Source organism: Rhodococcus shunpengi (assembly GCF_048381395.1).
In the GTDB taxonomy this organism is placed as follows: Bacteria; Actinomycetota; Actinomycetes; order Mycobacteriales; family Mycobacteriaceae; genus Rhodococcus.
In genome coordinates this window covers 662600-686828 of the sequence record NZ_JBLWIU010000034.1, presented here as the reverse complement: position 1 = coordinate 686828, position 24229 = coordinate 662600, and the positions used below count along the sequence as shown (strand labels likewise).

Genomic DNA, 24229 nt, shown 5'->3' with positions numbered 1-24229 from the left:
GTCAGTTCTCCTCTGCGATCGGAACGACGCGTGTCGTGCGGGGAATGCCGACCATCGCACCGTCTTCGGCGACGATCAGCAGGTCGATACCTGCGGGAAAATCCGCGGTGGCCTCGTTGCGGGCCCGCCACAGCTGCTCGTCGAATCCGGACGGCGAAACACGTTCGGCTTCCTCGACTCCCGGTCCGGTCAGTTCGACCGGGGTACCGCCGCGCAGCGAGGTCACCTCGACCACGACGGTCGCGGCCGATTCGGGTGACAGGGCGCTGCCGCGGGTCGCGGTGAGCAGATCGTCGGCGGTGGGAGCTCGCAGCACCGTGAGGTAGCGGGCACGGTCGGCCGATGTCGCGGGAGCACCAGTGGCGACGGTGAGCACCTCGAGCCAGTGGCGGCCGTCGGATTCGAGGACCTCGACGCCGGTATCGAGATCGGCGAGGGCGAGCGCCGGCAGCAGCGCCGCCGGGAAATCGGTCGAGGGCAGCATCTGCTCGAGGCCGGGGCGCGTGTACGCGGCGAGGACGTCGCGGTAGATGCGTCCGGCGGTGGCGGGGTCGAGTCCGATACCGACGATCGGGTCTGCGATGGTCACGTGAGCTCCTCGAATTGCACGATGGTGGGGGCGATCCGGGCCCATTCCTCCTGATCGGCGCGGTCGAGGTCCTGCTCGACACGGGCACACAGATCGCGGACGACATGGGCGTGCGGACGATCGGCGGCGACCTCGGCGTCGCACACCGCGGCGGCGAGCACGGCCGCGCGGTCGTCACCCATACGCAGAGCCCAGCCGCGGGTTCCGGCCACGCGCACCTCGGCGTGGCAGGCCAGGACGTTGCCGAGATAGAAGCGGTCGTGGGCGATGGGTTCGCGTACCTGTACCGCAACGCATCCCACTTCGGGAGCGGTCAGGACGGTGAGGTCGGCGCCGTCGGACAGACACGCGTCGGCGGCCGCGACGAGGTCGGGTTCGGGTGCCGCCGCGAGCAGTTCGGCGAGCCGCTCACGCGTGTAGTCGGCTGTAATCATACGAATGTCCCTGTTCTCCTCTGAGATTCGAGTGGGTTCGATACGGAGCGGTCGCCTATTTCCATGACCACGCGGATCATGTCGGCGCGCATCCACGACATGCTGTAGGTGACGGCGACACCGGTGTCGGCGTCCCGATTGATCGATTCGACCGTCCACACGGGCGTCACGAAGTTCATTTCGAGTGCGTCGGCGATCTCCGGTGCCGGCACTTCCGTTCCGATGCGGCACCACGACCGCACGACGTCGACTCTTCCCATCTGACGGAGCAATTCGTCGAGAGACTCTTCGACTCGCAGAGCGGAGCCGAGTTCCGTGAGCGCTTCACGGGTGACCCATTCGTCGCCGATCGCCGCGACGTTGCCGTCGACGAACCGCAGGCGACGCATATGGTGCACCTCGGTTCCGGGCGCGACCCCCAGGTACGCGGCTTCGCGTGCCGAGGCCGGCCGGACGTCGGAGGACAGCACCGTCGACCGGGGCGTTGCACCTGCGGCCTCGACCGTGCGGTGCCACGACGGTCGCTGTTCGTGCGAGATGAGGTAGTCGATGGGCCGGTTGACGAAGGTGCCCGACCCTCGGACGCGCCGGACCAGTCCGCGACGTTCGAGTTCCTGCACGGCGGCGCGGGCGGATGCCCGGCCGACTCCGAACCGGTGCATCAACTCGTGTTCGCTGGCGAGTTTCGTACCGGTTTCGAGCTCGGAGATCTCGTCGGCGAGCACACACGCGATGTCGTGGTAACCGCTACGTTCTGTCACGTCGACGACTGTCGCCGACGGAGTTGTACAGACAACTTCCCTTCAGATAAGCAGAAGGGAAACAAAGCTGAACGACTCGGGTAGTTGTATGGCCGCCAGTACCGCGTGGTACTCCCGCCTCTTCGACACCTCACCCGCGCTCGACGAAGACGACGAACCGGGCGCCGTCCATCATGCGGTCTTCACGCTCGACGGTGGCACACCGTTCGGATTGCGCACCCATTCCGATTCGCCGCCGCAGGCGTCCTTCGACGAGCGGAACACGGGGCTCGACCACATCGCGTTCGAGTTCTTCGCACCACCGAGCTGATCGACCACCCGGTCGGTGGAGCATCCGCGCGCGTGCGTGGCGATGCCCCTCAGGTGCGCGAGGTGCCGATCTCCACCACCTGCGCCCATTCCGGTGGCCGGTCCGGAACGAAGGCGGGGTTCGCTTCGCTCGGGGAAGCGAACCGGGGGAACAGGCCGACCACCGTTCGGCACCTCGGACGGCTGTTGGGCCAGGGAGTCTGCCCGTCGGTGAGGACGACCACCACGTCGGGCCGGGGTGTACTGCGCAGCACCCGGGTGAACCCGGCGCGCAGATCCGTGCCACCGCCCCCGAACAGTGGAATGTCCTCGGCCGTGCACAGCGGGTGCACGATCCGCGCCGCTGCGTCGCAGGACAGCACCGTGACGAGGTCGCGTCGCCCACCTACGGCCCGCACGATGGCGGCCACCTCGAGCAGCGCGCTGCCCAGGTCGGCATCGGAAACCGAGCCCGACGTGTCGACGATGACGCCGACCCGGGGCGGGGTCCGCCGCAGGCTCGGTAGTACCGCCCTGGGCACGGCTGCCGAGCGGCGCGCCGGTCGACGATAGGTGTAGTCGTCCCCGGCGCCGGACGATGCCGTGGCGGAGCGGATCGCCGCGCCCAGCAGGCTTCGCCAGGGCTGCGGCGGGTGCAGCGCCTCCTCCGCCCACCGACGCCAACCTCGAGGTGCGCTGCCCGGATGCCCGATGATGCTGTTCGCGACGCGGAAACGGACGGCCTCCTGTTGCTGATCGCTGAGCGCGTTCGCCCCCTCCGGACCCAGTTCCCATGCCCGAACCAGTCCGTCGGCGCCACTACCGCAGTCGAGCCAGGCCAGCCTGTCGGTGCACGGACCGAGACCCAACTGCTGCAGATAGTCCTCCATGAGCCGGCCTGCCGGCAGCTGCAGGGTCGACGGCAGAACGGCATCGTCGGGTATCGGTAATCCGTCCCCGAACGCGTCATCGTCGATCTCCGCGTCGGCGGCGATGTTCATCCGCAGCCGATCGGCGCGCGAGCCCGCTCCGTGTGCGCGGGCGTAGCGTTCGCTGCGGCCGTGATGATCGCGCAACAGATGCGACACCGCGTGGACGAGGAGCGAGGCCAATTCCGCCACCGGCCGCTGCGCGACGAAAGCCGGTGAGACGTAGCAGCGCCAGTACCGGTCCACACCGATGGTCGGCACCCGGGTGGACTCGACGATGTGCAGCGCGTACAAGGCGGTCGCGAGATACGGCCGGGCGCGAACGGCATACAACCGGGCGGCGTAGACCTTGTTCGCGTCGAATGCCGGTGACGTCGTCATCGACCGGCCTGCGCGGCGGCGTCCGCTGATCGAGCGACCGCGACGACACCGGCGAGTTCGTCGATCGAGGCCGGCAACTCCCAGCCGTCCCGGCGCAGGGCCGCCAGCGTGGTCGCCGGGACCACCACGAGGTCGGGCGGCCCGGAGTGCACCGCGATGCCCAGGAGTGTCCACGCCGCGTTCCAGCGGGATTTCTCCGGCCGTCGGCGGACAGCGGCGACCACCGCATCGAGCACTGCCTGGCGCAGATCCCCGCGCTCGGGAAGCTCGGCAGCCTCCGGATCGGCGAGCAGCGTCTCGGGATCCGGGAGATCCATACGGTCGATAGCGGCCAGCAGTTCGAAGCCGGGCCCGTCACCGACACTTCCCCGGACCAACAGCGACAGCACGTCCTTCGACGACGCGGCCGCGGTCGCAAAAGCGATCAGCCGTACGGCCATGTCCCAGCTTCGTGGCGACGGCCAGGCACTGCCGCGACGGGTCTGGCTGGTGGGCAGCTGGTGAACGAGAGCGGGTCGGGCGCTGAGCAGCTCACAGACCGCGCGCCGGGCGAAGGTCACCGCGGCAGGGAACTTCTCCCGGTCGAGGTGCGGCAGCGTCGCCCGAGGCCACGTCCCGCCGAGGCCTCGCACGACCACGTCGTGGTCGTAGGTCCAGTGCAGGTGCACGAATCGGTTGGCCAGAGGTGGGCTCAGCTCCCAGCCTTCTGCGGCCGAGGACGGTGGATTGGCGGCGGCTACGATGCGGACCTCTGGCGGGAGTTGCAAGGCCCCGATCCGTCTTTCGAGGACGAGGCGGAGCAGGGCTGCCTGCACGGCGGGCGGTGCCGTGGACAGTTCGTCCAGGAAGAGCAGTCCCTTCCCCGCCTGCACGAGCCGGACGGCCCAGTCCGGTGGAGCCATCGGGACACCGTGTGTTGCCGGGTCGTCCCCGAGAACGGGCAGACCCGAGAAGTCCGACGGCTCGTGCACGCTTGCGATGACAGTGGTCAGCGGTAGGTCCACGGCCTCGGCGAGCTGCGTCAAGGCGGCGGTCTTACCGATTCCCGGTTCACCCCACAGCAGCACCGGTAGGTCCGCGGTTACGGCCAAGGTGAGCGCTTCGAGTCGACTGTCGGGGCGAGGCTCGGTGGTGACCGCCCCCAGCATGTCCAACAGAGTTGCGGCACTGTCGAGTTCGTTGTTCGATGAACTACCGGGAAGAGGCGTGGAAGACATGTGCATCACCTGTGAGGTCGTGGAGGAACAGCAGGATGCAGCCCGACCGGCTGCCCTGCGGGACACTGTTTTTCGGGATCGAGACGGGTTCAGCGGAATCGGGTCCGGGGTGACCGTCGGGAACGTCGAGGTCGCGCTGCCGGGGGCGCTTCGACGGGTGCAGTACGGAAGCGGTCGTATGCGTCGCGTCGGTCGACCGACGCACGGAGTTCGTCCAGCAGGGGTCCTTCACGGAGGACGGCAGCGGGACCGAGCAGTCCTTCGACGACTGCCAGCGCCCCGGCGGCGTCTCCATGGTCCAGGCGTTCACGAACGCCCGGCAGACAATCCGGACGGCGATGGGCGTGATCGATGGCCTGAAGGCACGGCAGCGGGATGCCACCCAGGGCGGCGAGCAGTTCCTCGCGCCGGATCTCGGCGGGGTCGTGATCGAGGGCGGTCAGCGCACCGTCGACGAGCCCGAGCCGGTGCCGTTCGCCACGGCAGTCGACCAGGTGAATCCGCTTCTCCCGGCTCGGCATCCGGAGTGTTGTCGGCGGTGGTCGGTCCGGATCCAGAGCGGCGGCGACGAGCGGGTGCAGTCGGTCGGCGGTGATTGCTCCCGACCGGATCAACTCCAGGTCGGGCAGTACCAGAGTCGCCGCGTCCGGCAGCACGGGCAGCGCGGCGAGCCGGCCGCGAGAATAGTGGTCCACGAGTCGAAGCGCCGCGGGATCGTCGCCGCGCCCTTCGATCACGACGTCGAACCGACTCCCGGATCGCACCCGTACGGGACCGTCGCACTGCCCGGCCGCGCGGAGCAGAATGCCGGATTCGGCCGCCCAGCGGTCGACGGCGCAACCACTCGGGATCATCGCGGCCAGGGCGGGGTCGAGCGTCGTTCTGTCCGCCGGTTGTCCTGTACCACTGCGTAATCGCAGTTCTCCGGACCTGCGCGCGTCCCACAGGTGCCGGTGGAGGTCGAGCCGAAATCGTGCATTGGGACGCGGGTGCGGATGGTTCCCGGTATTCGAGCCGTCCCACAGGGTCAATACGACGCGCTGCCCGGCATCCGCCCAGGCAGGAGCAGTGCGGACAACCAGATGAACGGAACCCGTTCCGCGACATCGATTTCCAGGAACGATGTCACCGTATCCGGCCAGTGTGACGGTCAGCGCGGGGCGCAGCAGTCCATCCGGGGCCACACGTGGCAGGTGCCAGCGCAGCAGGTCGGGCGCCAGGTGGTGGAGGTCGTCCGAGACCTGCGCGGCGATGTCGGCGCCGTGGGTGCGGGCCGACACGGACAGATCGATGTCGACATCGAACCCCGCTGCGGCACAAGCGCCACGCCAATCACCCGCAAGACGCCGGTCGGTTGCGGACTCGATCATGGACGGCGGCACGGCGAACTCGCGCACACGCAGCCAGAAGAACAGTCGGGGGTCGATCCCGTTCGCGGTCGGAGGGTGCATCAGCACTCACCGTGAGCGAACTGGGCCCCCAATCTTTGATCAGAGAAGGTTGTCATCGACGCAATCGTAGCGTGTCGCGGCGCTTGCGGCCAGCGCCCGGTCCGGACGGCATGGCGACGGGTGCGAGTCCCTGCCCTCGCGCGGGATGTGGGCGCATAGACTGCCCATTCATGTCCGGAGATCCAGCATTCGACCACCTCATCCAGTCGCTGGTCACCGCGGTGGGTCGTCCTACGTTCGAACGAGGGAGGCGCTACGCCGAATCGGGCGCGGTCGTCGACTGCGGATTCGACGAGGACAATCTCGTCGGTTTCGGACAGATCGCCGGCACGCGGATGTACCAGGCGGTCGTTCGCCTCCACCCCGGGCCACGAGGCCTCGAGTTCGAGTACGGAGAATGTTCGTGCCCGGTGGGCTACGACTGCAAGCACACCGTAGCGCTTCTGCTCACGTTGCTTGTCCCGCAGGAGGATACGACCCCGGCTGCCCCCTCCTGGGAGGAGCCGTTCGAAGCGATGTTCGAGGATCACGTGACCGGTAGCGGAACGCCGCTCGCGCTGCAACTGGCGTTGACACAGCGAGCACACGCTCCCACTCCGGTGCTGTCCGCACGGGTGCTGCGTCCCGGACGCACCGGGTGGGTGTCCGGCAACATCTCATGGCAGAATCTGGCCTACACCTACGACGTGAACAAACAACACCAGCAACTGTTGCTCGAATTCGCGGCGCTGGTACACGCATCGACACGAAGTTACTACAGTTCCGCCTCGACCACCCTCGACCTGTCCGCGGTGTCGCCGCGACTGTGGTCGCTGCTCGACGATGCCCGCCGCCTCGGGATCGAGCTGCGCTACGCGAAGAAGAAGCACGGCGCGGTGCCGCCGCCGGGCGCCGCAGAGGTGCACGTCGACGTCGCAGATGTGGGTGACGGCCTGACCGTCACCCCAGCCCTGCACATCAGCGACGATTCGACCGGGGCCGCGGTCGCGTTCATCGGCGCCCCCGCCCACGGCGTCGTCTACCTCCCGTCCGGGGATCACGACGGCGGCGCGCCGGCAGATCTACCGTTCCGTCTCGCGCAACTCCGCAACCCCGTTGCCGCCGGCATGCAGCAACTGCTGCAGAGCGGCGGTGCGCTCACCGTGCCGGCAGATCAGGTGCCGCGGTTCGCGACCACCTACTACCCGCGTCTGCACCGAGCAGCGACCGTCACCTCCATCGACGGCTCGTTCACGGCACCGACCGTGACGGGGCCGGCGCTGCTACTGCACGTCGCGTTCCGCCCTCAGCATCGCGCCGATTTGCACTGGCAGTTCGTCTACACCGTCGGCGACGGCGAATATACGGTCGAGTTGTACGAACATCTCGGCGACACCGTCCGCGACCGCGACGCCGAGGACGCGCTGCTCACCGAGATCCGGCCGATGGTCGCCCCGTTCGGCTTGGACAACTCCGTCGACCGGCGGCTGGTCCCCCGCGTCGCCATCACCGACCTCGACACCGCACGACTGGTATCCGAACTGCTGCCCCTGCTGACCGGCCGTGACGACGTGCAGGTGCGCGTCGAGGGCACCCCCGCCGACTACCGAGACGTCGGCGACAGCCTGCGCATCGGACTGTCCACCAAGGCCACCGCCGACTCCGACTGGTTCGATCTGGACATCACCATCGAACTCGACGGCACGACCATCCCGTTCCGCGAGGTGTTCACCGCACTCAGCGACGGGGCGGCGTATCTGATGCTGCCCGACGGGGCCTACCTGCCGCTGGACAAGCCCGAACTGCAGCAACTGCGCCGGCTCGTCGACGAAGCCCGCGCGCTGCACGAAGACGACGATCCGGATCGGTTGCAGCTGAGCCGATTCCAGGCCGGAATCTGGGAGGAATTGGCAGCGCTCGGTGTCGTCGACAAGCAGGCCGCGGCCTGGAAGAAACAGGTACAAGGACTTCTCGACGTGAAGGCCACAGCAAAGACCCGGGTGCCGAAGGCATTACAGGCGACGCTGCGGCCGTACCAGCTCGACGGATTCCGGTGGTTGACGTTCTTGTGGACGCACGGGCTCGGCGGAATCCTCGCCGACGACATGGGCCTCGGCAAGACCCTGCAATCGCTTGCACTGATCTGCCACGCGCGCGCGAAGCGACCCGCGGATGCCCCGGTACTCATCGTCGCGCCGACCTCGGTGGTTCCGAACTGGGCTACCGAGGCACGGAGGTTCGCGCCGGATCTGAATGTCGTCGCGATCACCGAGACGTCGGGCAAACGCGGTGCGTCGCTGGGCGAACTGATCGACGGCATCGACGTCGTCGTCACGTCCTACACGTTGCTGCGCTTGGACATCGACGATTATCTCGAACGGGATTGGTCGATGTTGCTGCTCGACGAAGCCCAGTTCGTCAAGAACCACCGGGCGAAGGCGTATCAGTGCGTGCGGCAGATCGAGGCGTCACTGAAGGTCGCGATCACCGGAACTCCGATGGAGAACAATCTGATGGAGTTGTGGTCGCTGCTGTCGATCACCGCGCCCGGCCTGTTCCCCCATCCGACGAAGTTTCAGGACTACTACCGCAAGCCCATCGAGAGCGGCAGCAATCCCGAGTTGCTGGTGCAGCTACGGCAGCGCATCAAGCCGCTGATGTTGCGTCGCACGAAGGAACAGGTCGCCACCGACCTGCCGGAGAAGCAGGAGCAGGTGCTCGAGGTGGAGCTCTCACCGAAACACCGTGCCCTCTACGACCGGCAGTTGCAGCGGGAGAGGCAGAAGATTCTCGGGCTCGTCGACGACCTCGACAGCAACCGCTTCACGATCCTGCGGTCGCTGACCTTGCTGCGGCAAATGAGTCTCGATCCGACGCTGGTCGACGCCGCGCACGGCACAGTCGGCTCCGCGAAGATCGATGCGTTGCTCGAACAGCTCGACGACGTGATCGCAGGCGGGCACCGGGCCTTGGTATTCAGCCAGTTCACCGGGTTCCTCGACCGGGTCCGGACACGGCTCGATGCTGCCGGAATCGACTACCTGTACCTGGACGGCAGAACCCGAGAACGCGGAAAAGTGCTCGAGGACTTCAAGTCCGGGGTGGCGCCGGTGTTCCTCATCAGCCTCAAGGCCGGAGGGTTCGGCCTGAATCTGGTGGAAGCGGACTATTGTTTCCTGCTCGACCCGTGGTGGAACCCCGCGACCGAAGCGCAGGCAGTCGACCGTACCCACCGCATCGGGCAGACCCGCAACGTCATGGTGTACCGGCTGATTGCCCGCGACACCATCGAAGCGAAGGTGCGGGCGCTGCAAGTGCGCAAGGCCGAACTGTTCTCGTCCGTCGTCGACGACGGAGACATGTTCTCGTCGGCCCTGACCGCCGACGACATCCGCGCGCTCTTGGCGTGACCGCCTCGTGCGGGATGCCGGTAAACACCTGTTACCGGCAACCACGCACGGGCGCGTCAGCGCAGCGGCACGCCCAGCAGCGCGTCGACCGCGTCGGCGAACAGGCCCGGTGCCGCAGCATCGTCGCCGCCGCGCTCGACAGCGAAGCTCGCCCACCCGTCCAGGGCGTCGAGGGCCTTCGGGGTGTCGAGGTCGTCGGCGAGGTGCTGACGCAGGCGCGCGACCACGTCCTCGGCCGACGCCGCCGACGACAGCGCGGCCGCCTGCCGCCACAGCGCCAGACGCGCTTGCGCCTGCTCGAGTACCTCGGCCGTCCACGGACGGTCGACGCGGTAGTGGCCCGACAGCAGACCGAGACGGATGGCGGCCGGGTCGACGCCCTCGCCGCGCATCTTGGAGACGAACACCAGATTGCCGCGCGACTTCGACATCTTCTCGCCGTCGAGGCCGATCATGCCGGTGTGCACGTAGTGCCGCGCGAAGCGCCGGTCGCCGGTGACGGCTTCGGCGTGCGCGGCGGAGTACTCGTGGTGCGGGAAGATCAGGTCGCTGCCGCCGCCCTGCACATCGAAGCCGGAGCCGATGCGGTTGAGGGCGATGGCCGCGCACTCGATGTGCCAGCCGGGGCGTCCGTCACCGAAGGGCGACGGCCAGGCCGGTTCGCCGGGACGCTGCGCGCGCCACAGCAGCGCGTCGAGCGGGTCGCGCTTGCCGGGGCGCTCCGGGTCGCCGCCGCGCTCGGCGAAGAACCGCATCATCGTGTCGTGGTCGTAGCCGGATTCGTAGCCGAACTGCTCGGTGGCGTCGGTCCGGAAGTAGACATCGGGGTACTCGGCGTCCTCGACGATGTAGGCGGCACCGGAGGCGACGAGCTTCTCGACGAGTTCGACGACCTCGTTCACCGATTCGACGGCACCGATGTAGTCGCGCGGCGGCAGCACGCGCAGGGCTTCCATGTCCTCGCGGAACAGGGCGGTCTCGCGCATGCCGAGAACGACCCAGTCCTCACCGTCGCGCTCGGCGCGTTCGAACAGCGGGTCGTCGACGTCGGTGACGTTCTGCACGTAGTGGACGTCGTGGCCGGCGTCGCGCCAGATGCGGTTGACCAGATCGAAGGTCAGGTAGGTGGCGGCGTGGCCGAGGTGCGTGGCGTCGTAGGGGGTGATGCCGCACACGTACATCGTCGCGGTGTCGCCCGGGGTGACCGGACGCACCGCTCGGTCCGCGGTGTCGAACAACCGCAACGGAGGCCCCTGACCGGGGACGGACGGGATCGCGACGTCGGACCAAGATTGCATGACTACGAGCCTAATGGAGTCGCGGGAGTGCTCCGCGCGGGCACCCGGGCGTGCGGTAGGCGAACGGCTGGGACGTCAGAAGGCGGGCCAGGGAATGCGCCGGTCGCCGCGCGGATGCGGCATCACGGGATGTTCGAGCAAGCGGGTGATCCTGCGCTGCAGGGCACGCACCTCGGTGGCGGTGACGTGCTCGCACAGCTCCTCGGCGAAGCCGCCGTCGAACCGGCGTAGCAGCTTGTCGAGGTCGGCGAGGAGGACCGGATCGACCGGGTCGCCGCTCCACCCCCACAGCACGGTGCGCAGCTTGTCGTCCTGGTGCAGGCAGATGCCGTGATCGACGCCGTAGACGTGCCCGTCGCGACCTTCGAGGACGTGGCCGCCCTTGCGGTCGGCGTTGTTGAGGACGACGTCGAGCACCGCCATGCGCTGCAGGCGCGGATCGTCGGCGTGGACGAGCACCACCTCGGCGCCGTCCAGATCGCGGGCACGCAGGATCGGCAGCCACCCCTGCGCGACCGCACCGGCCGGACACAGGTCCACCAGATCCAGGCGTTCCGTTCCGCCCTGCGCGGTGTCGACCGTGTCGATCCAGCGCTGCACCATGCCGGGACCGTACGGGCCGTCGCGCAGCACGGTGAACGGGATGACGTCCCAGCCGAGTGCCTCGGAGATCAGGTACGAGGCGACCTCGCGTCCGGCGAGGGTGCCGTCGGGGAAGTCCCACAGCGGCCGCTCCCCGCGGACGGGTTTGTAGACGCACCGCACCTCGGTGTCGCCGAGCTGCGCGTCGCACACGAGGGTCGCGTTGCTCGCGTGCGCGATCTGCCCGACGACGTCGAGGTCGCCGTCGGTCAGCACGCTCCGCACGTCCGGCGTCGTCACGCGGTCAGCTTTCTTCCTCGCCGAACCACGCGGCCGGATCGAATCCGGGAGTGCGCAGGTAACCGTTGGTGCGGACGCAGATGTGTCCGTCGGCGCCGATCGGTTCGCCGCACAGCGGGCACGGCGCGCGGCCGGCCGAGACGACGAGTTCGGAGCGGGCCGCGAATTCGCGGGCCTGCACCGGGGTGAGGAACACCCGCACCGCGTCGGGGCCTTCCTCGGTGTCGTCGAGCACCACCGATTCGTCGAGTTCGGTGTCGGTGACCGCGAGCAGTTCCACCACCACCGAGCCGGCGTCGGCGTCCCAGCCCAGACCCATGGTGCCGACCCGGAACTCGGCTTCGATCGGTGTCACCAGCGGACTGACGTCGACCTCGGGCTCGTCGGGGATCACCGTGCCGAAGCGGCGCTGCACCTCTTCGAGCAACAGTCCCATCCGGTCGGCCAGGATCTGCACCTGCTGCTTCTCCAGAAGCACGCTCACCACACGGGACTCGTGCACGGCCTGCAGGTAGAACACCCGGTCGCCCGGTTCACCGACGGTGCCGGCGATGAACCGATCAGGTGTTCGAAACACGTGTATCGCGCGGGCCATCACACCTCCTCGAGTCCCCACACTCTGCCATGACGGACACTGCCATTATCCGCGTGCCGTCTCCTGTCGGTGCCCCTGCGGTGGGTCGCCGGGTTCCTCGACCGCGCCGGGCACTTCGCCGCCGGGCACGGACTTCGGTTCGGACGGGCCGGCGAGTCCGGACAGGTCCGAACCGGTGTCGTTCACGCGCAGCACGAACGGCCGGGTGTCGGTGTAGCGGACGACGCTGATCGACGCCGGCTCGGCGACGATCCGCTGGAAGCTGTCGAGATGCGTCGCGAGCGCGTCGGCGAGGATCGACTTGATGACGTCGCCGTGGCTGCACGCGATCCACACGACGTCCTTGCCGTGCGCGTCGCGCAGGCGCCGGTCGTGTTCGCGGATCGCGGCCACTGCGCGGGACTGCACCTGCGCGAGCCCTTCGCCGTCGGGGAAGACCGCCGCGGAAGCGTGCTGCTGCACGACCGCCCACAGCGGTTCCTCGACCAATTCCTTCAGTTCGCGTCCGGTCCACTGCCCGTAGTCAACCTCGGCGAGCCGCTCGTCGACGACCGGTTCGAGTCCGCGATCGATCGCCAGCGGCTGCACCGTCTGCCGGCACCGCAGCAGCGGCGACCGCACGATCTCGGTGATCTCGAGACCGGCGAACCGGGTGACGAGATTCTTCGCCTGGACGTGGCCGACCTCGTCGAGTTCGACACCGGGGGAACGACCGGCCAACACGTGCGAGGTGTTCGCCGTCGACCGTCCGTGCCGCAGCAGGATGACCGTCATGCGCCCAGCCTAGAGGTACCGCCTGTCGGCAGCCTCTCAGGTGGCGGAGACCACGCCGGTCGCGAGCAGCCCCAGCACGATCACGCCGAGGATCACGCGGTAGCCGACGAACCAGTACATCGAGTGGTTGACGACGAAGCGCAGCAGCCATGCGATCGCGGCGTAACCGACCGCGAAGGCGATCACGGTCGCGACGAGCAACTGCGCTCCCGAGGCGTTGAGCCCCTCACCGGCCGGTTCGAAGGCGTCCGGCAGGCTGAACAGACCGGAGGCGACGACCGCAGGAATGGCGAGCAGGAACGAATACCGGGCGGCGGCCTCGCGGGTGAGACCGAGGAACAGACCGGCCGAGATGGTGCCGCCGGAGCGGGACACGCCGGGGATCAGGGCCAGCGCCTGCGCCGAGCCCATGATCAGGCCGTCCTTGAGGGTGAGCTGACTCACGTCGCGCCGCTGCTTGCCGAAGTACTCGGCAGCGGCGATGACGATCGAGAACACGATGAGCATGGTGGCGACGAGCCACAGATTGCGGGCGACGGTGCGGATGTCGTCCTTGAACAGCACGCCGAGGATGCCGATCGGGATGGTGCCGAGGATGACGTACCAGCCCATCTTGTAATCGTGGTCGGCGCGGTGCTCCCTGTGGAACAGGCCGCGGAACCACGCGCGCAGGATGCGCCAGATGTCGCCGGCGAAGAACACCAGCACCGCGGCCTCGGTGCCCAGCTGGGTGACCGCGGTGAAGGACGCGCCCGCGTCCTCCCCGAAGAAGATCTCCGACACGATCCGCAGGTGGCCGGACGAGGAGATCGGCAGGAACTCCGTGAGGCCCTGCACGATGCCGAGGACGATCGTCTGCAGCCAGGTCATCGATTCGCCGATCATGCGGCGACTCCCGGCACGGAGGCTGCGGTGGGGACGGATCGGTGGTCGCGGATGCAGGGAGCAGTTCTCACTCGCCGAAGAGTACGTGGAACCCGACCGGTCGGCGCGCCGGACACTGCCGCGCACCTGTCGCGCATTAGGGTGCAGTACCGGGGTCGTGGCCGAGCGCGGCGACGTCCCGTCGTGTCGGGAGGAAACGCGGACGGTTATGGAATACAGGACAGTCGGTGCGAGCGGCCTGCGGGTTTCACGGCTCGGCCTGGGCACCTTGACGTGGGGTCGCGGAACGGACGGCGACGAGGCCGCAGCCCAGTTGTCGGCCTTCGTCGATGTGGGCGGCACGCTCGTCGACACCTCCCCCGCCTACGGAGACGGGGTCGCGCAACGGATCCTCGCCGAACTGCTCGACGACGTGGTGCCCCGCGACCAGCTGGTGCTGTCGGGCAGCTCCGGCATCGACACCTCCACACTCGGTTCCGGCCGGGTGGACTGCTCCCGCTCGGGCCTGCTCAACCAACTCGACGCGACCCTGCGCGAACTCGGCACCGACCACCTCGACGTGTGGCAGGTCGCGACGTGGGATCCGCACACCCCCGTCGACGAGGTGATGGACGCCCTCGAATTCGCCGTCACCAGCGGGCGCGTGCGCTACGTCGGGGTGCGCGGCTATCTCGGCTGGCAGCTCGCGACCGCCGCGGCGGCCGCCCGACGCCCGGCTCCGCTGATCAGCACGCAGGTCGAGTACTCCCTGCTCGCCCGCGGCGTCGAGGAGGAGTTGATCCCCGCCGCGGCCCACCACGGCGTGGGTGTGTTCGCGGCCGTGCCGCTCGCCGGCGGTGTGCTCACCGGTAAGTACCGGTCGGGGGTGCCGGTGGATTCGCGCGGCGCCGACGACGTGCACACCGAGGAGGTGCGCCGCTATCTCACCGAATCCGCGGTGCGCGTCGTCGACGCGGTCGCCACAGCTGCCGACGGTCTGGGCACCTCGCCGCTGGCCGTCGCACTGGCGTGGGTGCGCGACCGGCCGCACGTGGCCTCGACGCTCGTGGGTGCCCGGGATCTCGCGCAGCTGACCGGAGTGCTGGTCGCGGAGGAGTTGGCGTTGCCGCCGGCGATCGCCGCGGCACTCGACGACGTGAGCGCGTGATCTCGGCGACACCGCCCGCACCCTGCCCTTTTCCGGAAGGTTAGGCTAGCCTGCCGAGTACATTCGGTACAGGCAATGTGAGGGGAGGTCGGTCGATGGCCACGACCGAAGTCGTCGGATTCGCCGAGCGCATCCGGCTCGAGACCCAGCAGGCGCACAGCGACACCGAGAACTCGGTGTTCGTCGCGGAACTGCTCGGCGGCACGCTGTCGACCGAAGCCCACGCCGCGCTCATCGCGCAGACGTGGTTCGTCTACGACAGCCTCGAGCGGATCGGCCGCGGCTACGCCGACGACCCGATCGCCGGCCCCTTCCTCAGCGACGAACTGCTCCGCACAGCCGCGCTCGAAGCCGACCTCGACTTCCTCGTCGGCTCCGACTGGCGCGACCGCATCGCGCCGCTGCCTGCGACCGTCGCCTACGTCGACCGGCTCCAGCAGGTCGCGGCAGTGTCCCCGGAAGCCTTCCTCGCGCACCACTATCTGCGTTATCTCGGCGACCTGTCCGGCGGCCAGATCATCCGCCGCATGCTCGAACGCGCCTACGGCTACGAGCGCGACGGTTTGCGCTTCTACATCTTCGACGGGATCCCGAAGACCAAGCCGTTCAAGGACGCCTACCGCGCGAAGCTCGACGCCGCACCGCTCGACGGCGACCAGCAGCAGGCCGTCATCGACGAGGCGAACCTCGTGTACGGGCTCAACGGTGCCCTGTTCGCCGACCTCGCACGCGATATCGATCGTTACCGGGTGCGTGCCTGACCGATGTTCCGTTCCTTCCTCCGCCTCCCGGTCGCGCTGATCGCGGTGCTCGGTGTCCTCGTCGTCGCGGCGTGCAGTGCGCCGACCACCGACGGCACGACCGCCACCGACGTCGCGACCGGTCCGCGCACCGCCGTCGTCGACTCCGAACCCGAGCCGATCACCACCGACCCGGCACCCGTGCTGCCGGCCACGGTGCGTGGCGTGGACGGGGTCGAGACCACGATCACCGACATCTCCCGGATCGTGGTGGCCGACCGCTCCGGCACCCTCGCGCAGACCGTGTACTCGCTCGGTCTCGGCGACAAGCTCGTCGGCCGCTCCACCGCGTCCTTCCCTGCGATCGAGGACGTCCCCAACGTCACCCCCGGTGGGCACGGTCTCAACGCCGAGGCGATCCTCGCGCTGAATCCGACCGTCGTGCTCACCGACACCTCCATCGGTCCGCTGGCGGTGCAGGAACAGGTCCGCGCGACCGGTGTGCCGGTGGTGTTCGTCGACCCGGAACGCTCCCTCGACACCGTCGCCGACGACATCGAGGCGGTCGCGGTCGCGCTCGGCGTCCCCGAGGCCGGTGCGGCGCTCGCGCAGCGGACGCTCGACGAGATCGCCGCGGCAAAGGACTCGATCCCCGCCGATCATCCCGAACCCACCGTCGCTTTCCTCTATCTGCGCGGTTCGGCGATCAAGATGCTCGGAGGCCCCGGCTCGGGGGCCGATGCGCTCGTCGCAGCTGCCGGTGGTCGCGACGCCGGCATCCTCGCCGGCCTGGACTCACAGTTCGTGCCGATCACCAGCGAGGCGATGATCGCCTCGGCGCCCGACATCATCCTGGTGATGACGCACAGTCTCGACTCGGTGGGCGGACCGGACGGGCTTGCGCAGCTCCCGGGCGTCGCGCAGACCCCGGCCGGGAAGACGGGCACCATCGTGGACATGGACGATTCGACCCTGCTCAGCTTCGGCCCGCAGACCGGCAAAGTCCTGGCCGCTCTGGTGGAGGCGTTCTACCCGCCGGACCGGTCGTGATCGCCGGATGTCCGTGAGCGAAGAAGTCACCGAGGCCACCGGACTGCCCGAACGGGCACTGCGGAAGGCCGGACGGGGACGCACCACCGTCGTCCTCGTCGGTCTCGTTGTCGCCCTGCTCGCCCTGGCCGTCGCGTCGGCGTGCCTCGGTCAGGTGCCCACGAGTCCCGCCGAGGTGGTCGGCAGTCTGCTTCACCGCATCGGGCTGGACCTCGGCCCAGTGCCCGCGCACCCCGCCGGGGAGGTGACCCTGTGGGAGGTGCGCTTCCCGCGCGTGGTGCTCGCGATGCTCGTCGGTGCCGCCCTCGGCTGTTCCGGAGCGCTGTTGCAGGGCATCTTCGCGAATCCCCTCGCCGAACCCGGCGTGATCGGGGTGTCCTCCGGCGCCGCCGTCGGCGCGTCCGCGGTGATCGTGCTCGGCGGCGCCTTCACCGCCGGCTGGGCGCTGGCCGGTGCCGCACTCGTCTCCGGTCTGATCACCACTGTGCTGGTCTACGTGCTGTCCCGATCGAACGGACGCACGGAGGTGGTCACGGTGATCCTCACCGGCGTCGCCGTCAACGCCGTCGCCGGCGGGCTCATCGCGTTCTTCACCTTCGTCGCCAGCCCCGCCGCCCGCGACCAGATCGTGTTCTGGCAGCTCGGCAGTCTCGGGGGCGCCACCTGGGACATCGTCGCGGTGGTCGCGCCGCTGACCCTCGCCGGTGTGCTCGTCGCGGTCCTGCTCGCCCCGAAACTCGACCTGCTGGCGCTCGGCGAGAGCGTCGCCCGGCATCTGGGTGTGGACGTCGAACGGGTGCGGCAGCTGTCGATCCTGGCGGTCGCGGTGCTGGTCAGCGGCGCCACCGCCTTCACCGGCATCATCATGTTCGTCGGCCTGGTCGTGCCGCACCTGATGCGCCTGGCGCTCGGCCCCGCCCACCGGGTGCTCGTCGTGGCGAGTGTGCTCGCCGGCGCGGTCGTCCTGCTCGCCGCCGACCTCGGAGCGCGCGCCCTGGTCGAGAACGCCGACCTGCCGCTCGGCATGATCACCGCCCTCATCGGCGGTCCGGTCTTCTTCCTGATGCTGCGCCGCACCCGCGCGAAGCAGGGCGGGTGGGCATGAGGCTGCTCCCCCGCTCCCCCGGATCCCCGGCGACCACCGTCCCGGCCCGATCGGCGCCCGGCACCGCGACGATGCGCGCGGTGGGGGTGCGACTACGGCGCGGCGAGCGGGAGATCCTGCACGGCGTCGACTTCGAGGTGCGCACCGGTGAGGTCGTCGCGCTCGTCGGCCCCAACGGAGCGGGTAAGTCCACCCTGCTCGCGGCGTTGTCCGGCGACCATCCGATCAGCGGTGGCACCGTCGAGGTCGAGGGCCGTCCCCTCGAGCGGTGGTCGTCGATCGCGCTGGCCCGCCGTCGGGCGGTGCTGCCGCAGCAGCACACCGTGGGTTTCCCGTTCACCGCCCGGCAGGTCGTGCGGATGGGGCGGGCAGCGTGGGCGCGCACCCCGCGGCAGGACGACGACGATCGCATCGTCGCCGAGGCGTTCGCGACCTCCGACGTCGCCCATCTGGCCGACCGGCCGTTCCCCGCGCTGTCCGGCGGCGAACGGGCCCGGGTCGCGCTCGCACGAGTGCTGGCCCAGGACACCGAGACACTGCTGCTCGACGAACCCACCGCGGCACTGGACCTCGGCCACCAGGAGGCGGTCATGCAGGTCGTGCGGGCCCGCGCCGACGACGGGCACGCCGTGGTGGTCGTGCTGCACGATCTCGGGCTCGCCGCCGCCTACGCCGACCGCGTCTGCGTGCTCGAACAGGGCCGCATCGTCGCCGACGGCGCACCCGGCGACGTCCTCACCGAAGAGCTGCTCGGCCGCGTCTACCAGTACCCGGTGGCAATCGGCCGCCACCCCGAGACCGGCACCCCACTCGTGTTGCCGCGACGCCCGAACCCCGACAGGTCCGCCCCGGCGCAGACCTGAGCAGCAGGTCACATCCGGCCCGTCGGACGACCCACTGATTTCTTCCCCGCGACCGGCATCAGGAACACTGAAGGTCGGCGCGCCGGGCGCCGGAGCGCGTCCGGCAAGTGCGAATCGAATCCGAGGACGAGGAGCAACGATGGGCAGAGCGGGGATCCGAGCGGTCACGATGGTGGGCGCGATCGCGATGGTCGTGCTGGCCGGCTGCTCGTCGGAGAGCACCCCGGACGTGCTGCAGACCATCGAACCCGCCACTCCCGCGGCCGCCCCCGAGGTCGGCCCGTCCCCCGCCGGCGACGTCCGTCCACTCGACCTGCAGGTCGACGCGCTGGTCGTCGAACCGTCCACGGGCACCTTCGCCGCGCTCGTCGACGACGGCGCACGGCTCGCGTTGTTCGACGACACGGCCTTCGACGGTCCCGGGGTGGAACCGCGCCTGGTCGACCTGCCGTCGTCCGCCGCGACCGTCGTGACCGGCCCCGAGGGCAGTGTGCTCGCCCCCGTGTCCGGGGCCGTGCTGCGCATCGACGTCGCCGACGGCACCATCACCGAGGTCCCGGTCGACGGCAATGCCGCGTCGGCCGCCGTGCTGTCCGATGGCCGCTGGGCGGTCGGCACCGACAACGGCCGCGTGCTCGTCGTCGACCCCGAATCCGGCGAGGTGGCCACCACCGTCGGTGGCCTCGCCTCCGTCGACGCCCTCGCCGTCACCGGTGACGCCGTCGCGGCGCTCGACCGTCGGCAGACCTCCCTCACCGAGCTCGACCTCGCCGACGCCCATCTCGGGCCCGCGCTGCGTGCCGGCGAAGGTGCGACACAGCTGACCACCGACCCCTTCGGACGCGTCGTGGTCACCGACACCACCGGCGACGAACTGCTCGTCTACACCCTCGACGCGATCGTCCTGCGGCAGCGTTATCCCGTCGGCCCCGCCCCGTACGCTGTGACCTACGACGAGACGCGGGACCTGATCTGGGTGACTCTGACCGGCAGCAACGAGGTCGTGGGCTACGATCTTTCGACCGGGATCCCGCGAGAACGCCACCGCTTCGCAACGGTGCGGCAACCGAATTCGATCGCCGTCGATCCGGCCGATGCGGCACTGGTGATCGCGTCGGCAACCGGTGACGGACTGCAACGGATCCCGATCGAAGGACAGTGATGGCGAACGAGCGACTCGGCCGGTTGACCCGGATGCCTGTCGGTTGGGACACCAGCAACGACGAATACGAATACGTGCCGCTCAAGCTGCCCCGGGACGTGTCCCGGGTGAGCGCGTCGATGCGTCTGGCGATCTCCGCCGAATTCCACGGCTGGGAACTCACCCGGGTGCGTCTGTATCCGGACGGGAGCCGGCGGGTGCTGCTGCGCCGCCGCAAGACCGCCCATCACGTCCCCGAACCCACCGTTGGTTGATAACAGATCCCGGACCGTCGTGGACCGGGCTTGCAGGGAGTAGTTCGTGTACCGCTATCTTCTTCGGCTCATGTTCCTGTTGCCGCCGGAACGAGCCCACCACCTCGCCTTCCTCGCGATGCGCTGGTCGACTCGCTTCGGGCCGCTGCGCGCCCTGGTGGCGAAGGTGCTCGTCACCGACGACCCCATCCTCCGCAACACCGTCTTCGGCGTGCAGTTCCCCACGCCGGTGGGTCTGGCGGCCGGTTTCGACAAGGACGCGACCGGTGTCGATGTGTGGGGGCCGCTCGGTTTCGGGTTCGCCGAGATCGGCACCGTCACCGCCCAGGCGCAGCCGGGCAATCCGCAGCCGCGACTGTTCCGACTCCCCGAGGACCGGGCGATCGTGAACCGGATGGGCTTCAACAACCACGGTGCCGGGGAGGCCGCCAACCGGCTGCGGCAGCGTCGGCGCACCGTCCCCATCGGCGCGAACATCGGCAAGACGAAGGTCGTGCCGGCCGAGCAGGCCGCCGAGGACTACACCGAGAGCGCACGGCTGCTCGGCCCGCTCGCCGACTTCGTGGTCGTCAACGTCTCCTCTCCCAACACCCCGGGCCTGCGGGATCTGCAGGCCGTCGAGTCGCTGCGCCCCATCCTGGCCGCGGTACTGGACACCGTGACGGTGCCGGTGCTCGTGAAGATCGCCCCGGATCTGTCCGACGAGGACGTCGACGCGGTGGCCGATCTGGCGCTCGAACTCGGGCTCGCCGGCATCGTCGCCACCAACACCACCATCCGCCGCGACGGGTTGAACACTCCGCAGAGCCGTGTCGAGGAGATCGGCGCGGGCGGCCTGTCGGGCGCCCCGGTCGCCGAGCGGTCCCTCGAGGTGCTGCGCCGGCTGCGCACGCGGGTCGGTGATCGCCTCACCCTGGTCTCGGTGGGCGGCATCGAGACCCCGGAGCAGGCGTTCGAGCGCATCCTCGCCGGCGCGTCGCTGGTCCAGGGTTACACCGGCTTCATCTACGGCGGTCCGTTCTGGGCGCGGCGCATCAACCGCGGCATCGCCCGCAAGCTGCGCGCACACGGCTACCGCTCCATCGCCGACGCGGTGGGTGCCACCGCACGGGTCTGACCTGCAACGGACGGGGCCCGGGTCGTACTCGACCCGGGCCCCGTCCGTCACGACCTGTCAGCGCACCTCGTAGGTGCCGGTCAGCAGACCGCGGGCGATGGCGTGCCCGAAGACGTTGAAGCCGAGGAAGGCCGGGCTCGACTCGGGCGTGACGCCCTCGAGCACCTCGACGTCGAGTGCGTGCACCGCGACGATGTAGCGGTGGTGGCCGTGGCCGGCCGGCGGAGCGGCACCGATGAACCCGTGGGCGCCGCCGTCGTGGCGCAGCGTCACGGCCTGCTCCGGAAGAGCATCCGAGTCGGCGCTACCCGCACCCGCCGGCAGCTCCGTGATCGAGGTGGGGATGTTCGCGACGGCCCAGTGCCAGAAACCCGACGCCGTGGGGGCGTCCGGATCGAACACCGTGACGACGAAGCTCTTCGTCTCGGCGGGGAAACCCGACCAGGACAGCTGCGGGGAGACGTCGCCGCCCCCGGGGATTCCGAACGCACCGCTGGCCTGCGGGAGTTTCCATTCCTCGCCCTCGGCGAAGTCCGCGCTGGTCACCTCGAAGGTGGGCAGCTCGGGCAGGAACTTGTACGGGTCGTAATCGAAAGCCATTCCGGTCCTTTCGTGACGGTTTCGTGTGTTCTAGGCGTGCATGAGGAAGTGTTCCATGACCCGGGTGCCGAAGCGCAGTGCGTCGACGGGGACACGCTCGTCGACACCGTGGAACAGCGCGGCGAAGTCCAGATCGGGCGGCAACTGCAGCGGCGCGAAACCGAAGCAGCGGATGCCGAGCTTGGCGAACGCCTTGGCGTCGGTGCCGGCCGAGAGCATGTACGGCACCGTCCGGCCGATCGGGTCGTGCGCGAGGATCGCGGCGTTCATTGCGTCGACGAGCTCGCCGTCGAAGGTGGTCTCGTACGGCTCGAGGCCGGTGATCCACTCGCGGGTGACGTTCGGGCCGATCAGCTCGTCGACGGTGCGTTCGAATTCGGCGAGCCGACCCGGCAGGATGCGGCAGTCGACGACGGCGTGCGCGGTACGCGGAATGACGTTGGCCTTGTACCCGGCGTCGAGCATCGTGGGGTTCGCGGTGTCGCGCAGGGTCGCGCCCACGATGCGGGCGATCGACCCGAGCTTGGCGAGGGCACCTTCGAGATCGGGCGAGGCCGGGTCGAAGTCCAGCCCGGTCTCCTCGCTCACGACGGAGAGGAACTCGGCGACGGAATCGTTGACGACCAGCGGGAAGGTGTGGGATCCGAGCCGTGCCACCGCGCGGGAAAGGACGGTGACGGCGTTGTCCTCGTGCAGGAACGAGCCGTGCCCGGCGACACCCGTGGCGGTCAGGCGCATCCAGCGCATGCCCTTCTCGGCCGTCTCGACCATGTACAGGCGACGTTCGGTGCCGTCGGGGCGCGGCACGGTCAGGGAGAACCCGCCGACCTCCCCCACGGCCTCGGTGACGCCCTCGAACAGGTCGGGCCGGTGCTCGACCAGCCACTGCGAACCGAACTTTCCTCCGGCCTCCTCGTCGGCGACGAACGCGAACACCAGATCGCGCGGGGGCACGATGTTCTCGACCTTGAAGTAGCGGGCGACGGCGATCATCATGCCGACCATGTCCTTCATGTCGACCGCGCCGCGTCCCCACACGTAACCGTTCTCGACGGCCCCGGAGAACGGGTGCACGCTCCAGTCCGCGGCCTCGGCCGGCACGACGTCGAGGTGGCCGTGAAGCATGAGGGCACCGCGGATCGGGTCGGATCCGGGCAGACGCGCGAAGACGTTGCCGCGGCCCGGCGCTCCGGATTCGACGTAGGTCGTCTCGTAGCCGACCTCCTCGAGCACGGAGGCAACCCACTCGGCGCACTCGCGTTCGCCGCGGGTGGTGGTGGGTTCGCCGGTGTTCGAGGTGTCGAACCGGATGAGGCGGGAGACGAGGTCGACGACCTCCTCCTCCGCCCGGGACGGCTGGTGGGCGCTCGTGTCAATGGCCATGGCCGTATGTCTACCACCGCCCGCCCACCATCTCGACCGTTCGGATCGTCGCAGGTGGAGGTGGCGATTTGGGACCGCGGGCGCGGTGGGTTACTCTTTCACAGCGCCCACGACGAGTGGGCGCGAGCATCAGGTCCGAGTGGCGGAATGGCAGACGCGCTAGCTTGAGGTGCTAGTGTCCTATTAACGGACGTGGGGGTTCAAGTCCCCCCTCGGACACTCTGAGTCGAGACAGACGACGAAGGCCCCGAACATCATGTTCGGGGCCTTCGTCGTTGTGGGGAGAAGATCGACCGGGCGACAACCGCTACCGGTTTCGTCATCCGCTACGGCAATTCGCTGTAGCGGATGGCGAACAAGCGAGCGGATCCGCGCGAGGCCCGGCCCGTCGAGTACCGCGAGCGCGCCTGAAGTGCCGTTTTGGGGATCGGGCGCCCGATGCGCTACTGTTTCTTCAGCGCCCGCGGGAGCGGGTTCTACCGACATGCCCCGTGCGGGCGTCGGTCCGAGTGGCGGAATGGCAGACGCGCTAGCTTGAGGTGCTAGTGTCCTATTAACGGACGTGGGGGTTCAAGTCCCCCCTCGGACACTCCGAAACCCGAAGGCCCCGAACCGATATCGGTTCGGGGCCTTCGGTTCGTCCGGGGTCGGCGCGAGCGGATCGCTCAGTCCCGGCGGCCCTTGCGGAAGTACCGGATCGGGCCGAAGAAGTTCACCGCGATGGTCAGCGCCCAGCGCAACTTGCTGCCGTTGACCTTGTCGGCCGGTCGCCTCGCCAGATCGGCCCAGGCCGCGACGGCGAGCGACAACTGCACCACCGCGAGCAGGACCACCAGCACCTGCTGGGGGCGGCTCAGTTCGGCGAACTTCTTCTTGGACAGGGGTGAGCTCGGGCTCATCGTTCCTCCGGTACCTGCACGGGAATTCGGACACGA

The 24229-nt window shown here is 69.1% G+C and carries 23 protein-coding genes, 2 tRNA genes and 1 pseudogene; 12 read left to right on the top strand and 14 right to left on the bottom strand.

The annotated features are described in order from the left end of the window. Position 1: 1 nt before the first annotated feature. From phnH to ACNJ7K_RS23420, 3 genes are read right to left on the bottom strand one after another with little or no spacing between them, the layout of a single operon-like run. The gene (gene phnH / locus ACNJ7K_RS23430; protein ID WP_487042242.1) at positions 2-589 is read right to left on the bottom strand and encodes a phosphonate C-P lyase system protein PhnH; all 588 of its coding nucleotides are present in this window, start codon (positions 587-589) and stop codon (positions 2-4) included. Next, positions 586-1023: a phosphonate C-P lyase system protein PhnG gene (locus ACNJ7K_RS23425; RefSeq protein ID WP_006551975.1), complete on the bottom strand. Its 438-nt coding sequence runs from the start codon at positions 1021-1023 to the stop codon at positions 586-588. The genes phnH and ACNJ7K_RS23425 overlap by 4 nt, the downstream gene beginning before the upstream one ends. Next, a complete protein-coding gene (locus tag ACNJ7K_RS23420; RefSeq protein WP_487042241.1) occupies positions 1020-1784 on the bottom strand; it encodes a GntR family transcriptional regulator in 765 nt (254 codons plus the stop codon). The genes ACNJ7K_RS23425 and ACNJ7K_RS23420 overlap by 4 nt, the downstream gene beginning before the upstream one ends. Positions 1785-1872: 88 nt before the next feature. Here ACNJ7K_RS23420 and ACNJ7K_RS23415 point away from each other — a divergent pair. Further along, positions 1873-2070: pseudogene (locus tag ACNJ7K_RS23415) on the top strand (VOC family protein); the annotation flags it as partial. A 73-nt stretch (positions 2071-2143) separates the two neighbouring features. Here ACNJ7K_RS23415 and ACNJ7K_RS23410 read toward each other — a convergent pair. From ACNJ7K_RS23410 to ACNJ7K_RS23400, 3 genes are all read right to left on the bottom strand, one after another. Then, the gene (locus ACNJ7K_RS23410; RefSeq protein ID WP_487042240.1) at positions 2144-3382 is read right to left on the bottom strand and encodes a vWA domain-containing protein; all 1239 of its coding nucleotides are present in this window, start codon (positions 3380-3382) and stop codon (positions 2144-2146) included. Then, on the bottom strand, positions 3379-4605 hold the full coding sequence (locus tag ACNJ7K_RS23405; protein ID WP_487042295.1) for an AAA family ATPase: 1227 nt from the start codon (positions 4603-4605) through the stop codon (positions 3379-3381). The genes ACNJ7K_RS23410 and ACNJ7K_RS23405 overlap by 4 nt, the downstream gene beginning before the upstream one ends. Before the next feature lie 83 nt (positions 4606-4688). After that, complete coding sequence (locus ACNJ7K_RS23400; protein ID WP_487042239.1) at positions 4689-6050, bottom strand: hypothetical protein; 1362 nt, start codon at positions 6048-6050, stop codon at positions 4689-4691. Between the two features lie 170 nt (positions 6051-6220). On the opposite strand from ACNJ7K_RS23400, the gene ACNJ7K_RS23395 reads away from it, so the two are divergent. Then, the gene (locus tag ACNJ7K_RS23395) at positions 6221-9439 is read left to right on the top strand and encodes a DEAD/DEAH box helicase (protein WP_487042238.1); all 3219 of its coding nucleotides are present in this window, start codon (positions 6221-6223) and stop codon (positions 9437-9439) included. A 56-nt stretch (positions 9440-9495) separates the two neighbouring features. On the opposite strand, the gene mshC is transcribed toward ACNJ7K_RS23395, so the two are convergent. From mshC to ACNJ7K_RS23370, 5 genes are all read right to left on the bottom strand, one after another. After that, a complete protein-coding gene (mshC, locus tag ACNJ7K_RS23390) occupies positions 9496-10737 on the bottom strand; it encodes a cysteine--1-D-myo-inosityl 2-amino-2-deoxy-alpha-D-glucopyranoside ligase (protein WP_487042237.1) in 1242 nt (413 codons plus the stop codon). 75 nt (positions 10738-10812) lie between these two features. Continuing rightward, positions 10813-11619 carry an SCO1664 family protein gene (locus tag ACNJ7K_RS23385; protein WP_487042236.1) on the bottom strand — a complete coding sequence of 269 codons (807 nt, stop codon included), beginning with the start codon at positions 11617-11619 and terminating at the stop codon, positions 10813-10815. A gap of 4 nt (positions 11620-11623) precedes the next feature. Beyond that, a complete protein-coding gene (locus ACNJ7K_RS23380; RefSeq protein ID WP_120282535.1) occupies positions 11624-12214 on the bottom strand; it encodes a DUF3090 domain-containing protein in 591 nt (196 codons plus the stop codon). Between the two features lie 45 nt (positions 12215-12259). Continuing rightward, on the bottom strand, positions 12260-12988 hold the full coding sequence (locus ACNJ7K_RS23375) for a histidine phosphatase family protein (RefSeq protein WP_487042235.1): 729 nt from the start codon (positions 12986-12988) through the stop codon (positions 12260-12262). Positions 12989-13024: 36 nt separating this feature from the next. Further along, positions 13025-13870 carry an undecaprenyl-diphosphate phosphatase gene (locus ACNJ7K_RS23370; protein WP_487042294.1) on the bottom strand — a complete coding sequence of 282 codons (846 nt, stop codon included), beginning with the start codon at positions 13868-13870 and terminating at the stop codon, positions 13025-13027. Between the two features lie 211 nt (positions 13871-14081). On the opposite strand from ACNJ7K_RS23370, the gene ACNJ7K_RS23365 reads away from it, so the two are divergent. From ACNJ7K_RS23365 to ACNJ7K_RS23330, 8 genes are all read left to right on the top strand, one after another. Beyond that, positions 14082-15020 (top strand): aldo/keto reductase, encoded by a 939-nt coding sequence (locus tag ACNJ7K_RS23365; protein ID WP_159418380.1) that lies wholly within the window; start codon positions 14082-14084, stop codon positions 15018-15020. A 95-nt stretch (positions 15021-15115) separates the two neighbouring features. Next, the gene (locus ACNJ7K_RS23360) at positions 15116-15781 is read left to right on the top strand and encodes a biliverdin-producing heme oxygenase (protein WP_159418381.1); all 666 of its coding nucleotides are present in this window, start codon (positions 15116-15118) and stop codon (positions 15779-15781) included. Positions 15782-15784: 3 nt separating this feature from the next. Beyond that, positions 15785-16810 carry a heme/hemin ABC transporter substrate-binding protein gene (locus tag ACNJ7K_RS23355; RefSeq protein WP_159418382.1) on the top strand — a complete coding sequence of 342 codons (1026 nt, stop codon included), beginning with the start codon at positions 15785-15787 and terminating at the stop codon, positions 16808-16810. Between the two features lie 7 nt (positions 16811-16817). After that, entirely contained in the window at positions 16818-17915 is a 1098-nt protein-coding gene (locus ACNJ7K_RS23350; protein WP_487042234.1) for a FecCD family ABC transporter permease, read from the top strand. After that, positions 17912-18778, top strand: coding sequence for a heme ABC transporter ATP-binding protein (locus tag ACNJ7K_RS23345; RefSeq protein ID WP_230791700.1), 867 nt, complete (start codon positions 17912-17914; stop codon positions 18776-18778). Before ACNJ7K_RS23350 ends, ACNJ7K_RS23345 begins: the two co-directional genes overlap by 4 nt. A gap of 139 nt (positions 18779-18917) precedes the next feature. Beyond that, complete coding sequence (locus ACNJ7K_RS23340; RefSeq protein WP_230791702.1) at positions 18918-19940, top strand: NHL repeat-containing protein; 1023 nt, start codon at positions 18918-18920, stop codon at positions 19938-19940. After that, the gene (locus tag ACNJ7K_RS23335; RefSeq protein WP_006551956.1) at positions 19940-20194 is read left to right on the top strand and encodes a DUF5703 family protein; all 255 of its coding nucleotides are present in this window, start codon (positions 19940-19942) and stop codon (positions 20192-20194) included. The genes ACNJ7K_RS23340 and ACNJ7K_RS23335 overlap by 1 nt, the downstream gene beginning before the upstream one ends. A gap of 46 nt (positions 20195-20240) precedes the next feature. Beyond that, complete coding sequence (locus ACNJ7K_RS23330) at positions 20241-21311, top strand: quinone-dependent dihydroorotate dehydrogenase (protein WP_192378851.1); 1071 nt, start codon at positions 20241-20243, stop codon at positions 21309-21311. A 57-nt stretch (positions 21312-21368) separates the two neighbouring features. Here ACNJ7K_RS23330 and ACNJ7K_RS23325 read toward each other — a convergent pair whose 3' ends face one another. Together ACNJ7K_RS23325 and ACNJ7K_RS23320 are read right to left on the bottom strand one after the other, a co-directional pair. Continuing rightward, entirely contained in the window at positions 21369-21911 is a 543-nt protein-coding gene (locus ACNJ7K_RS23325; protein WP_159418387.1) for a YbhB/YbcL family Raf kinase inhibitor-like protein, read from the bottom strand. A gap of 30 nt (positions 21912-21941) precedes the next feature. Continuing rightward, complete coding sequence (locus ACNJ7K_RS23320; RefSeq protein WP_230791704.1) at positions 21942-23294, bottom strand: M20/M25/M40 family metallo-hydrolase; 1353 nt, start codon at positions 23292-23294, stop codon at positions 21942-21944. Positions 23295-23427: 133 nt separating this feature from the next. Here ACNJ7K_RS23320 and ACNJ7K_RS23315 point away from each other — a divergent pair. Next, a tRNA-Leu gene (locus ACNJ7K_RS23315) sits at positions 23428-23513 on the top strand. 284 nt (positions 23514-23797) lie between these two features. After that, positions 23798-23883, top strand: a tRNA-Leu gene (locus tag ACNJ7K_RS23310). Between the two features lie 76 nt (positions 23884-23959). Here ACNJ7K_RS23310 and ACNJ7K_RS23305 read toward each other — a convergent pair. After that, on the bottom strand, positions 23960-24193 hold the full coding sequence (locus ACNJ7K_RS23305) for a PLDc N-terminal domain-containing protein (protein ID WP_159418389.1): 234 nt from the start codon (positions 24191-24193) through the stop codon (positions 23960-23962). Between the last annotated feature and the right edge of the window lie 36 nt (positions 24194-24229).